16 protein-coding genes are annotated in these 11,401 nt (G+C 67.1%); 12 read left to right on the top strand and 4 right to left on the bottom strand.

The window, feature by feature from the left end; genetic code table 11:
- Positions 1-356: 356 nt before the first annotated feature.
- The 5 genes from crcB to B215_RS0117170 all read left to right on the top strand — a co-directional run bounded on the left by crcB (position 357) and on the right by B215_RS0117170 (position 3,546).
- Positions 357-737, top strand: a complete 381-nt coding sequence (gene crcB / locus B215_RS0117190) for a fluoride efflux transporter CrcB (protein ID WP_019370884.1) — start codon at positions 357-359, stop codon at positions 735-737.
- The gene (locus B215_RS0117185) at positions 734-1,837 is read left to right on the top strand and encodes an RluA family pseudouridine synthase (protein ID WP_019370883.1); all 1,104 of its coding nucleotides are present in this window, start codon (positions 734-736) and stop codon (positions 1,835-1,837) included. The genes crcB and B215_RS0117185 overlap by 4 nt, the downstream gene beginning before the upstream one ends.
- Before the next feature lie 142 nt (positions 1,838-1,979).
- The gene (locus B215_RS0117180; RefSeq protein ID WP_019370882.1) at positions 1,980-2,639 is read left to right on the top strand and encodes an HAD-IA family hydrolase; all 660 of its coding nucleotides are present in this window, start codon (positions 1,980-1,982) and stop codon (positions 2,637-2,639) included.
- An 11-nt stretch (positions 2,640-2,650) separates the two neighbouring features.
- Positions 2,651-2,872: a hypothetical protein gene (locus B215_RS0117175; protein WP_019370881.1), complete on the top strand. Its 222-nt coding sequence runs from the start codon at positions 2,651-2,653 to the stop codon at positions 2,870-2,872.
- Positions 2,869-3,546: an ATP12 family chaperone protein gene (locus B215_RS0117170; protein ID WP_019370880.1), complete on the top strand. Its 678-nt coding sequence runs from the start codon at positions 2,869-2,871 to the stop codon at positions 3,544-3,546. Before B215_RS0117175 ends, B215_RS0117170 begins: the two co-directional genes overlap by 4 nt.
- A 6-nt stretch (positions 3,547-3,552) precedes the next feature.
- Here the strand turns inward: B215_RS0117170 and gmk are convergent, their stop codons facing one another.
- From gmk to fumC, 3 genes are all read right to left on the bottom strand, one after another.
- Positions 3,553-4,236, bottom strand: a complete 684-nt coding sequence (gmk, locus tag B215_RS0117165; protein ID WP_019370879.1) for a guanylate kinase — start codon at positions 4,234-4,236, stop codon at positions 3,553-3,555.
- A 54-nt stretch (positions 4,237-4,290) separates the two neighbouring features.
- Positions 4,291-4,509, bottom strand: a complete 219-nt coding sequence (locus B215_RS0117160; protein WP_037514104.1) for a hypothetical protein — start codon at positions 4,507-4,509, stop codon at positions 4,291-4,293.
- Between the two features lie 66 nt (positions 4,510-4,575).
- Complete coding sequence (gene fumC / locus B215_RS0117155; protein WP_019370877.1) at positions 4,576-5,967, bottom strand: class II fumarate hydratase; 1,392 nt, start codon at positions 5,965-5,967, stop codon at positions 4,576-4,578.
- 194 nt (positions 5,968-6,161) lie between these two features.
- Between fumC and B215_RS0117150 the strand changes: the two genes are divergently transcribed.
- Together B215_RS0117150 and B215_RS0117145 are read left to right on the top strand one after the other, a co-directional pair.
- Entirely contained in the window at positions 6,162-6,611 is a 450-nt protein-coding gene (locus B215_RS0117150) for a hypothetical protein (protein ID WP_037514100.1), read from the top strand.
- Positions 6,608-7,363, top strand: coding sequence for a TorF family putative porin (locus tag B215_RS0117145; protein ID WP_019370875.1), 756 nt, complete (start codon positions 6,608-6,610; stop codon positions 7,361-7,363). The genes B215_RS0117150 and B215_RS0117145 overlap by 4 nt, the downstream gene beginning before the upstream one ends.
- A 45-nt stretch (positions 7,364-7,408) precedes the next feature.
- Here B215_RS0117145 and B215_RS0117140 read toward each other — a convergent pair whose 3' ends face one another.
- Positions 7,409-7,900: an SspB family protein gene (locus B215_RS0117140; RefSeq protein WP_019370874.1), complete on the bottom strand. Its 492-nt coding sequence runs from the start codon at positions 7,898-7,900 to the stop codon at positions 7,409-7,411.
- A gap of 71 nt (positions 7,901-7,971) precedes the next feature.
- Here B215_RS0117140 and hisB point away from each other — a divergent pair, with 71 nt between their 5' ends.
- Genes hisB through hisF form a run of 5 tightly spaced genes read left to right on the top strand, consistent with a single transcriptional unit; the run spans position 7,972 to position 10,936 of the window.
- Entirely contained in the window at positions 7,972-8,559 is a 588-nt protein-coding gene (gene hisB / locus B215_RS0117135) for an imidazoleglycerol-phosphate dehydratase HisB (RefSeq protein ID WP_010544373.1), read from the top strand.
- Positions 8,559-8,843 carry a YciI family protein gene (locus B215_RS0117130; protein WP_019370873.1) on the top strand — a complete coding sequence of 95 codons (285 nt, stop codon included), beginning with the start codon at positions 8,559-8,561 and terminating at the stop codon, positions 8,841-8,843. The genes hisB and B215_RS0117130 overlap by 1 nt, the downstream gene beginning before the upstream one ends.
- Positions 8,840-9,442, top strand: coding sequence for an imidazole glycerol phosphate synthase subunit HisH (gene hisH, locus B215_RS0117125; RefSeq protein ID WP_019370872.1), 603 nt, complete (start codon positions 8,840-8,842; stop codon positions 9,440-9,442). Before B215_RS0117130 ends, hisH begins: the two co-directional genes overlap by 4 nt.
- Before the next feature lie 7 nt (positions 9,443-9,449).
- Entirely contained in the window at positions 9,450-10,178 is a 729-nt protein-coding gene (gene hisA / locus B215_RS0117120) for a 1-(5-phosphoribosyl)-5-[(5-phosphoribosylamino)methylideneamino]imidazole-4-carboxamide isomerase (RefSeq protein ID WP_019370871.1), read from the top strand.
- A complete protein-coding gene (gene hisF, locus B215_RS0117115) occupies positions 10,175-10,936 on the top strand; it encodes an imidazole glycerol phosphate synthase subunit HisF (RefSeq protein WP_019370870.1) in 762 nt (253 codons plus the stop codon). Before hisA ends, hisF begins: the two co-directional genes overlap by 4 nt.
- The last annotated feature ends 465 nt before the right edge of the window (positions 10,937-11,401 follow it).

Genomic DNA, 11,401 nt, shown 5'->3' with positions numbered 1-11,401 from the left:
CATTCGGCCCTATAACCCAACAACGGAACGGCGGCTAACCACCACCTTCGGACATGCGTACCCGATCGCCGCTTCTGGCTTAAGCAACATGGCTGCGCCCGCCTTGCACGAACCAAATCGTTCCCTATTTGTACTGATCAGATGCCGCCGCACGGCACTCGCTCCTTGATCCCGTTGGCCACCTTATACCTACGCGCGGCGCAATGCTGCGTCGCCGCTGAATGCGCCCTTTGCCCTCCAGGGCACCGGCTAACGCAAATCGCGTACGATCCTAAACTTCCTAAACTTCGCGCGCCCTCCCGGCGCCGGAGCGCCCGCAACTTCCCCTTTTCCCCAATCCGCGCTAGGGGCCCAGCATGCCCAATCTCTTTCTCGTGATGCTCGGCGGTGCCATCGGCTCCGCGGCCCGCTACGGCGTTGGCCGCGCCGGCGTCGCCTTGCTCGGTCCGGCCTTTCCCTGGGGGACCCTCGCCGTCAACATCGTCGGCGGTTTCCTGATGGGGCTGCTCGGCGCCAGCCTGCTCCGCTTCGGTCCCCAGGCCGAACAGGCGCGGCTGCTGCTCGGCGTTGGCGTGCTCGGCGGCTTCACCACCTTTTCCTCCTTCTCGCTCGAAACTTTCGCGATGATCGAGCGCGGCGATGTCATGACCGCGCTCGGCTATGTCCTCGCCTCGGTGGTCGGCGCGATCGGCGCTCTCGCCATCGGCATGCACCTCGCCCGGGCGGTGACGGCATGAGCGGCGAGCACGATGTCCGCCAGTTCGTCGTCGGTATGGATGATGACGGCATCCGGCTGGATCGCTGGTTCAAGCGCCATCTGCCGGACGTGAGCTTCAACCTGGTGTCGCGCTGGGCGCGTACCGGGCAGCTCCGCGTCGACGGATCGCGGGCCCAGCCCGGCGACCGCATCGCAGAGGGCCAGACGATCCGCGTGCCTCCCGCCGAGCCGGCCAAGCCCGCCGCCGCGGCTCGCCCTAAGTCGAACCGCCCGCCGCTCAGCGCCGAACAGACCGAGTTGGCGCAGTCCATGGTGATCCACCGCGACGCCCAGGCGATCGTGCTCAACAAGCCGCCGGGCCTCGCGACCCAGGGCGGCACCAAGACGTTCGAGCATGTCGACGGCCTGCTCGACGCGCTGCAGTTCGAGGCGGAGGGCCGCCCCAAGCTGGTCCACCGGCTCGACAAGGATACCTCGGGCGCGCTGCTGATCGCCCGCTCGGCCCGCGCGGCGGCGTTCTTCTCGAAGAGCTTCTCCAGCCGCACCGCCCGGAAGATCTACTGGGCGCTGGTGATGGGCGTGCCGGACATCGAGGACGGTTTCATCGAACTGCCGATCGGCAAGCAGCCGGGCACCGGCGGCGAGAAGATGCAGGTCGATATGGAAGAAGGCTCCCCCGCCCGCACCCGCTACCGGGTGATCGAACAGGCGGGCAATCGCTGCGCCTGGGTCGAGCTCCAGCCGTTCACCGGCCGCACCCACCAGCTGCGCGTCCACATGGCGGCGATCGGCCACCCGATCGTCGGCGACGGCAAATACGGGCTGCAGGAGGCGTTCCTCACCGGCGGCATCAGTCGCAAGATGCACCTCCATGCCCGCCGCATCCGCATCGACCATCCCGATGGTGGCCGCATCGACGTCCGCGCCGAGCTGCCGCACCATTTCGCCGAATCGATGCACACGCTTGGCTTCGACCTGGCGGTGGGCAATGCGATCGAGATCGACGATGGCCCCCCGCCGATGAGCAGGGAACTGCTCAAGCAGAAGGCCAAGGCGCACGCCAAGACCTACCGCAAGGAACGCCGCGGCGAACGCCGGGGCCGGGGGGAGAAGAAGTAAGCGTGCGCTTGCCCTGCCGTTATTCGTCATCCCGGCGAAAGCCGGGATCGATTGGGGCCACCGTCACGGCTCTTTCTGCGACCGAGTGGCGGATGGATCCCGGCGTTCGCCGGAATGACGATCCTATGGTGGGTGCGGCCGCATGAACCGCCTCGCCCTGTTCGATTGCGACGGCACGCTGGTCGACAGTCAGGCGAGTATCTGCCTCGCCATGGAGCATTGCTTCGCGGGCCAGAAGCTCGAGCCCCCTGCCCGCGATGCGATCCGCCGCATCGTCGGCCTGAGCCTGGTCGAAGCGATCGCCAATCTGCTGCCGGAGGCGGAGGACGATCTCCACCGCCATCTGGCGGAAGAGTATAAGCAGGCATATTTCGCCCTGCGCACCGCCGGCCATATCGAGGACGAGCCGCTCTACGAGGGCATCGTCGAGGCGATCGAGGCGCTGGACGCGAACGGCTGGCTGCTCGGCGTCGCCACCGGCAAGTCCGATCGCGGCCTGATCCGCGTGCTGGAGGCGCACGGCCTGCGCCAGCGCTTCGTCACGCTGCAGACCGCGGACCGGCATCCGTCCAAGCCGCACCCGTCGATGATCGAAGCCGCCATCGCCGAAGCGGGGGCGAGCCCGGAAACCACGGTGATGATCGGCGACACCAGCTTCGACATGGCGATGGCCGTCGCCGCGCGCGCGCACCCCTTGGGTGTTGCATGGGGATACCACACTCCCCATGATCTGCACGCGGCCGGCGCGGTGCGGGTCGTGGAGCATGCGTCGGCGATTCCGGCGCATCTGGAGGCCCTGTGACTGGAGGCGTTGTGACCGAAGCCGATCGCGTCGCGAGGAATCGCTATTTCCTGATGATGGGCGCCAATTGCGTCGGCGTCGCCGGCGCGGTGCTCGGCCTGCTGATCGCCGGCCGCGCCCAGACGACCGAATTGACCATGCTAGGCGGCACGCTGCTGCTCGCCTCGCTGTGGGTCATGGCGGTGATCCCGAAAATGCTCGCCCGCCGCTGGAGGACACCCCCCGAAGCATGAAACGTTTCTGGAAAACGGTTGCGATCGTCGATGGTGCGGTCGAGCTCGACGGCCGCCCGGTCCGTACTCCCGCCCGCGCGCTCCTCGCGCTTCCGACGCCGCAGCTTGCCGAGGCGGTGGCCGAGGAATGGCGGAGCGTGGGCGAGGAAATTGATCCGCGTACGATGCCGCTGACTGGCCTCGCCAACGCCGCGATCGATCAGATCGCCCCCGATCCCGTCCCCTTCGCGGCGGACCTCGCCCGCTATGGCGAGAGCGACCTGCTCTGCTACCGTGCCGAGCTGCCCGAGCCGCTGGTCGAACGCCAGGCCGCGCACTGGGACCCGCTGCTCGATTGGGCCCGCACCCGCTATGACGTGCACTTCGAGACGACCGCCGGAATCATGCACCGCCCTCAGCCCGCAGCGACGATCATTCGGCTGAACGAGGTGGTCGCCGCGCTCGATCCGTTCCGGCTCGCGGCGCTGAACCCGCTGGTGACGATCAGCGGATCGCTCGTCGCGGCGCTGGCGCTGCTGGAAGGTGCGGCCGATCGCGAGACGGTATGGCGCGCCGCCCAACTCGACGAGGATTGGCAGGCCGAACAATGGGGCGAGGACGACCTCGCCACGAGGGCACGGGAAGCCCGCCGGGCGGACTTCGATGCCGGAGCACGGTTCCTCGGCTTGCTCTAAGCCAGCTCAGAGGACGTCGGCTTCTCCGGTCGGATCGCCGCGCTTCATCAGGCCGCGGATGAAGCCGATCAGCCCGGTCTGGCGCGACCGCTTCAGCCGCTCGGCTTTCAGGATGGTGTGCACTGCTTCGAAGCACTTGTCCGCATCGTCGTTGACCAGGACATAGTCATAGCCGTCCCAATGGCTCACTTCGTTGGCGGCGCGCGCCATGCGGTGGGCGATCACGTCATCGGTGTCGGTACCGCGGCCTTCCAGGCGGCGATGCAGCTCGGCCATCGACGGCGGCAGGATGAACACGCGCACCACGTCGCCGCCCATCGTCTGGTGCAGCTGCTGCGCGCCCTGCCAGTCGATATCGAACAGCATATCGCGGCCGGTGGCGAGCACCGCATCGACCGGCCCCTTGGGGGTGCCATAACGATGCTTGAAGACGTGTGCCCATTCGATGAAATGATGCTGCGCCACCATCTCGCGGAACCGCTCGACGCCGACGAACGTATAGTCGACCCCATTGACCTCGCCCGGTCGCGGCTCGCGCGTCGTTACCGATACGGAGACGGCGAGATCGGGCTCAGCCGCCAGCAGCTTGCGGGCGATGGTCGACTTGCCCGCGCCCGAGGGCGAGGAAAGGACAAACAAAACCCCGCGGCGATGGAATCCATGCGGGTCGTTCTGGTGCGTATGGGCCATGCGGGCCTTTGGCGTAGCGGCACCCGAGCCGTCAAGCCCGGGTGCCGCAGTGCGTCACGCGCCGAGACCCGTATCGGGACCATGCTCGGTGGTCAGCCGGCGCCTCAGATAGGCTGCGCCGACCGCGCCCGCCCCAAGCACGAACGCCGCCGGCACCACGCGCTTGGCGACCTCCCAGGTCGCGACGCCCACAGCAGCGCCAAGAGCGCCGCCCTCGCCGTCGCGCCGGTCGATCCGGCTGCCGATCCATCCTGCAATTGCCTTGCCGATCATCGTCTTCTCCTTCGTCAACCAGAACGGTAGTGGGGCAGCGGCGTTCCCACCGCCGGCCGCAGCCGTTCAACGGCCGATCATCGTCTCGGGCCGGACGAACCTGTCGAAGGTCGCTTCGTCGACGAGCCCAAGCGCCAGCCCTGATTCTTTTAGCGTAAGTCCCTTCTCATGAGCGTTCTTGGCGATCTTTGCCGCCGCGTCATAGCCGATGGCGGGCGCGAGCGCGGTGACGAGCATCAGCGAGCGGTCGACCAGTTCCTTGATCCGCGCCTCGTTCGCCACGGCGCCGTCCACCGCGCGCTCGGCGAAGTTGGTCATGCCTATCGCCATCAGCGTGATCGAGCGCAGCACGTTCGCGCCGATCAGCGGCTTGAACACGTTGAGCTCAAAATGGCCCTGCATGCCACCCACCGTGACCGCGGTGTGGTTGCCGATCACCTGCGCCGCGACCATGGTCAGCGATTCGCTCTGGGTAGGATTGACCTTGCCCGGCATGATCGAGCTCCCCGGCTCGTTCGCCGGCAGTTCCAGCTCGCCGAGCCCCGAGCGCGGGCCGGAGCCGAGCAGGCGAATGTCGTTGGCGATCTTGGTGAGCGAGACGGCCAGCGTGTTGCAGACGCCTGACAGGTTCACCAGCTGGTCCTTGGTCGCCAGCATCTCGAACTTGTTGGGCGCCGAGACGAAGGGAAGCCCGGTGATCTTGGCGATCTCCGCCGCCACGTCCTCGGCATAGCCCGGCGGTGAATTCAGCCCCGTCCCCACTGCCGTGCCGCCCAATGCCAGCTTGAAGATGTCGAGTTCGAGCACGCTCTGGAACCGCGCCCGCGCCGATTCGAGCATCGCCACATAGCCGGAAAATTCCTGGCCCAGCGTCAGCGGGGTTGCGTCCTGCAGGTGCGTGCGGCCGATCTTGACGATGTGGTCCCATTCCCGCGCCTTGCGATCGAGCGCGCCATGCAGTCGCTCCAGCGCCGGGAGCAGATCGAGCGTCACCGCCCTCGCCGCGGCGATGTGCAGTGCGGTCGGGAAGCTGTCGTTCGACGACTGCGCCATGTTGACGTGGTCGTTCGGGTGGATCGGGTTCTTGCCGCCGCGATTCCCGGTGAGGATCTCGTTGGCGCGTCCGGCGATCACCTCGTTGACGTTCATATTGGTCTGCGTGCCGCTGCCGGTCTGCCAGATCACCAGCGGGAACTGGTCGTCCAGCTTGCCGTCGATCACTTCTTGCGCCACGCGATCGATCACCTCGGCGATCTTCGGGTCGAGCCCGTGTTTCACGTTTACGCGTGCGGCGGCCTGTTTCACGATCGCCTGGGCATGGACGATGCCGATCGGCATCCGCTCCTCCGGTCCGAACGGGAAATTCTGGATCGATCGCTGGGTCTGGGCGCCCCAATAGGCGCTGGCGGGAACGTCGATCGCGCCGATCGAGTCGGTTTCGGTGCGCGTGTCGGTCACTGGCTTTCTCCGCTGCAAGCTGGGCAGCGATGTAGGAAAGGCAGACCCGATCACCAACCCGCGACCGCCGCTTTCATGCACGAGCTTGCAACCAATCGCGCCGGAAATACTTGGTTACTTGCCCCGCCGGCGACGGCGGATAGACAGAAACTAGTCACCGGCGAAACAGCCGGGACAACCGCAGGAGAAGAGCTATGATCCCAATGATCTTGGGGATGCTGCTCGGCACCCCCACCCTATCGATCCCCCCTGTGTCGGAGATCGCCCACAGCATCCGGATCGATCACGCCGCCGGACCGGTCGAGGCCGACTATCGGATGCGGATCGACGTCCGCCACAACCAGGTCGGCAGCGCCGGCCCCGGCGGCCGCCCCTCGACGCTGCGCTGCCGCTGGGAAGCGGATCTGCTGCTGGATCGCAGCGCCCGGCATAGCGCGGGCACCGTGCTCCAGCGCAGCCTCCGCCGTGAGGCCGTCGCTTCGGGCAGCCGTCCCGGCTGGTGCACCGCCAATCGCGATGCCATCGCCCGCGACGTTGCACGCGCCACTACGGACGTGCAGGGCGAAGTCCGTGCCCTTGCGCAACAGGATGCCGAAGGCCTCCGCGCGGAGCTGGACCGATTGGGAAACGATAGAACCGGATGACATTCAAGTTGAACTCGCGCCGCCGCTGGGCGGCGGCGCTTTTTTCGCTCGCCATGCCTGCCGCGGCACAGGCACAGCTTGTCCCTAACGTGTCGGGCGGTGTGGAACTCGCCACCGATGAAAGCCGCCGCGGCCTGAGCTGGAGCGAGAACCAGCTGAGCGCGTCGGGCGATGCTTCGATCGGCATTCTCGGCTTCGACGCTTCCGCGCGCGTCGCCATGACGCGCGAGCCCGCCCGCCATGCGGGTGCGGACACGGTTTTCGACGTGGAGGTCGGCCATCGCCTCGGCATCGGCGCGCTCAATCTGCGCGGCTTCGTCACCGGTCATGTTTTCACCGGCGCGGCACGGAACATGGATTATGTGGAACTCGGCGCGGACGGCAATTTCTCGTTCGGTCCGCTGCAGCTGAACGCCGGCGCCGCCTATGCGCCAGACCAGGGCCCGATCGGCGGCGACAATCTGTATCTGCATGGCGGCGCGCGGGTAGGCATCCCCACCACGCCGTTCACGGTGCTGGGATCGATCGGTCGTACCTCAGGCAGTACCGACGATGCACGCGCGGCACGGCTGCGGCCGACCGGCAACTATACGGATTGGCGGGTCGGTGTGGAGCATTCCATGGGAGCGATCACGCTCGGAGTCGATTATATCGGGACCGACATCGACACGGATCGAGTCGTTACGTCGCCCTATGCCGATCTCCGCCACGCGGGGCACCGCGTGTTGGGCCGGGCGCGGCTTTCGTTCTGATCCGAAGGGCAGGCCGGCAGCAGTGCTGCGGGCCTGCCTCCGCCCTCACTTCTTGCGCTTGAAATCCACCGAGACGACGTTCGATCCGTCGTCGGCCGGCTTGGCGATCGGCCCGCCGTCATTCTCGGCATCGTCATGCTCGTGCGGCTCGGGGCCTTCCGGGCCGTCCTGCGCCTGAAAGCGCAGTTCGAAGTTCACCGCCGGATCGTGGAACCCGGTAATGGCCGAGAACGGAATCGTCAGGATCGACGGGATCTGGTTGAAGCTCAGCCCCACCGAGAACTTGTTGGAATCGACCGTCAGATCCCAGTAGCGGTGCTGCAGGACGATCGTCATCTCGTCGGGGAAACGCTCGATCAGCCGCTTGGGGATATCCACGCCCGGCGCCTGCGTCTTGAAGGTGATGTAGAAATGGTGCGCCCCCGGCAGCCCGCCGGTCTCCGCCACCGATCCAAGCACGCGGCCCACCACGGCGCGCAGCGCCTCCTGCACGATCTCGTCGTACGGAATCAAACTATCGGGCACATTCCCTGTCATGCCCCTCTGGGTAGCGGCTGAAAAGTTGGGGTCAAGATTGCATGCGACGCTTGCCGCGCTATGTGCACCCCATGCGCACCGCGACGATCAGCCGGAAGACCAGCGAAACCTCGATCGACGTCACCGTCAATCTCGACGGTACCGGCGTCTACACCATCCACACGGGCATCGGATTCTTCGATCACATGCTCGAACAGCTCAGCCGCCACTCGCTGATCGACATGGATGTGAAGACGGTGGGCGATCTGCATATCGACCAGCACCACACGGTGGAGGATACCGGGCTCGCGATCGGCGAGGCGATCGCCAAGGCGCTGGGCGACAAGAAGGGCATCCGCCGCTACGCCGATGCGCTCTCGCCGATGGACGAGACGCTGACCCGCGTCGCGATCGACATTTCCGGCCGCCCCTATCTCGTGTGGAAGACCGAATTCTCGCAGAAGAAGCTCGGCGAGATGGACACCGAGATGTTCGAGCACTGGTTCCACAGCTTCGCCCAGACCGCGGGGCTGACGCTGCACGTCGAGACTTTGTACGGCAGCAACAACCACCATATCGCCGAAGCCGCCTTCAAGGGCCTGGCCCGCGCGCTGCGCGAGGCGGTGGAGATCGATCCGCGCAAGGCGGGCGTGATCCCGTCGACCAAGGGAGTGCTGTGATGATCCTCGTGCTGCTGACCTACAAGGTAGACATCGCCCAGATCGACGAACTGCGCCCGGCGCATGTCGAGTGGCTCAAGCAGGCCGTGGCCGACGGCCGGCTGATGGTCGCGGGCCGCAAGGTGCCGGTGACCGGCGGCTTCTTCATGGCGCGCGGCTCGCTCGAAGAAGTGCAGGCCTGGGCCGCGGGCGACCCCTTCGCCACTGCCGGTGCGGCGGAATATGCGTTCATCGAAGTCGCCCCGAGCATCCTCGCACCGGGGCTGGAAGCGCTCGGGCAGTGAGCGTCGCGCTGATCGATTACGGCGCGGGCAATCTCCATTCGGTGCACAATGCGCTGAAGGCGGCGGGTGCTGCCGACATTGCGGTGACCGCGGACCCGGCGGTGGTGCTGGGCGCCGACCGGGTAGTACTGCCCGGTGTTGGCGCCTTCGGTGCCTGCGCATCGGGCCTGCGGGCGCTGCCCGGCATGATCGAGGCATTGGAGACGCGCGTGCTGCGAGACGCCGTGCCCTTCCTCGGCGTATGCGTCGGCATGCAGCTGCTGGCCACCACCGGCGAAGAGCTGGGCAGCCATGCCGGGCTAGGCTGGATTCCCGGCACGGTGCGGCAACTGCCCGCCGGTCCGGAACTCCGCGTGCCGCACATGGGCTGGAACGATGTGGTTCCCACGGTCGACCACCCGCTGATCGAGCGCGGCGAGGCCTATTTCCTTCACAGCTTCGCGTTCGACGGCGACGCGGTGCTCGCCACCACCGAGCATGGCGGCCCGGTGACCGCCGCGATCGGCCGCGACAATATCGTCGGCCTGCAGTTCCACCCCGAGAAGAGCCAGCGCTACGGCATCGCGCTGCTCGAACGATTCCTCGCCTGGAAGCCCTGAGATCCCCATGACCCTGCACATCTTCCCCGCCATCGATCTCAAGGCCGGCCAGGTCGTTCGTCTGGCCGAAGGCGATATGGCGCGCGCCACCGTCTATGGCGACGACCCCGCCGCCCAGGCCGCGCTGTTCGCCGAGGCCGGCGCCGAATGGCTCCACGTCGTCGACCTCGACGGCGCGTTCGCAGGCGAATCGGTCAACGGTCTCGCGGTCGCCAACATCCTGGCGAAGACGCCTGCCAAGGTGCAGCTCGGCGGCGGCATCCGGAACCACGAATCGATCCGCCGCTGGCTCGACATGGGCGTGACCCGCGTCGTGATCGGCACCGCGGCGCTGGAGAACCCCGACCTCGTCCGCGAGGCCGCCCGCGCGCATCCCGGCCAGATCGTCGTCGCGGTGGACGCCCGCGACGGCATGGTCGCAACGCATGGCTGGGCCGATGTGTCGGACGTCAGCGTCGTCGATCTCGCCCGCCGCTTCGAGGATGCCGGCGTCGCCGCGCTGCTGTTCACCGATGTCGGTCGCGACGGGCTGCTCAAGGGGTGCAATGTCGAGGCGACCGTGGCGCTCGCCCGCGCCGTCTCGATCCCGGTGATCGCGAGCGGCGGCGTCACCGACATCCACGACATCCATGCCCTGCGGAAGCATGTAGCAGACGGCATCGAGGGCGTGATCTCGGGCCGTGCGCTCTATGATGGCCGGCTGGACCTCGCCGAGGCGATCGAGGCCGGGCGATGACCGTCCGCGCCCGTGTGATCCCCTGCCTCGACGTGGCGAACGGCCGCGTCGTCAAGGGCGTCAACTTCGTCGAACTGCGCGACGCCGGCGATCCGGTCGAGCAGGCCCGCGCCTATGATGCGGCGGGCGCCGACGAGCTCTGCTTCCTCGACATCACCGCCAGCCACGAAGCGCGCGGCACGATCCTCGACGTGGTGCGCCGCACCGCCGAGGTGTGCTTCATGCCGCTCACCGTCGGCGGCGGCGTGCGCAGCGTCGAGGATGCCCGCGCGCTGCTGCTGGCCGGCGCGGACAAGGTCGCGGTGAACAGCGCCGCGGTGTCGCGACCCGAAGTGGTGGCGGAAATCGCCGACCGCATGGGCAGCCAATGCGTCGTCGCCTCGGTCGACGCGCGGCGGACCGGCGACGGCCGCTGGGAAGTGTTCACCCATGGCGGCCGGCGCGCAACCGGCATCGACGCGGTCGAACACGCGCTGCGCCTCGCCGAACTGGGCGCGGGCGAGCTGCTCGTCACCTCGATGGACCGCGACGGCACCCGCGACGGCTATGACCTCGACCTGATCCGCACCATCGCCGACCAGGTGACGGTGCCCGTGGTCGCCTCGGGCGGCGTCGGCGGGCTGGATGATCTGGTGGCAGGCATCCGCGACGGCCACGCATCTGCGGTGCTGGCGGCGTCGATCTTCCACTTCGGCCAGGCGACCATCGCCGAAGCGCATGCCGCGCTGGCGGCCGCGGGGATTCCGGTTCGAGCGTAGGTGCGCCTTCAGTCGGCTCCCGCCCATTAGCGGACGCATATTTATCGGCGCATGCTGATTAGATGGCGAAGTCTGACATGCACCCTCACTGGTATCTACGGCTTCTGGCAATCTGGGTATTCACGGGACCAGTGCTTTTGGTGCTCGCAAACTTCCACAACCCCCAAGGCTTCAGAGTACTGCCGTCTTTCCCCCCAGTGGCGGAGGGAGTTTATCCAACGATCGCCTGGGCTTTCACAACGCTCTTGGTCTGGATCCCGGTCATGTCGCTCCCCTTCGCGCTGTGGTCTGCGATTAAGCATCGCCGCGGCGCGAGATCGAGGCGGTAGACTGATGTCGTCCTAGGTCCGCTTCCCAGCCATTTTCCTCCATGGCAGCTGCCGCCCCAGTAGCGGACATTGCTCGTTCGGCCTAGGCTGTTCGTAAGCGTCCGACCTGACCCGTATTGCGTGGCAACTTCTGCTG

The sequence above is a fragment of the Sphingomonas sp. ATCC 31555 genome (assembly GCF_000282895.1).
Lineage (GTDB): Bacteria > Pseudomonadota > Alphaproteobacteria > Sphingomonadales > Sphingomonadaceae > Sphingomonas.
Note: the sequence above shows the minus strand (reverse complement) of the source record. Positions and strands in the feature narration are given on the sequence as shown.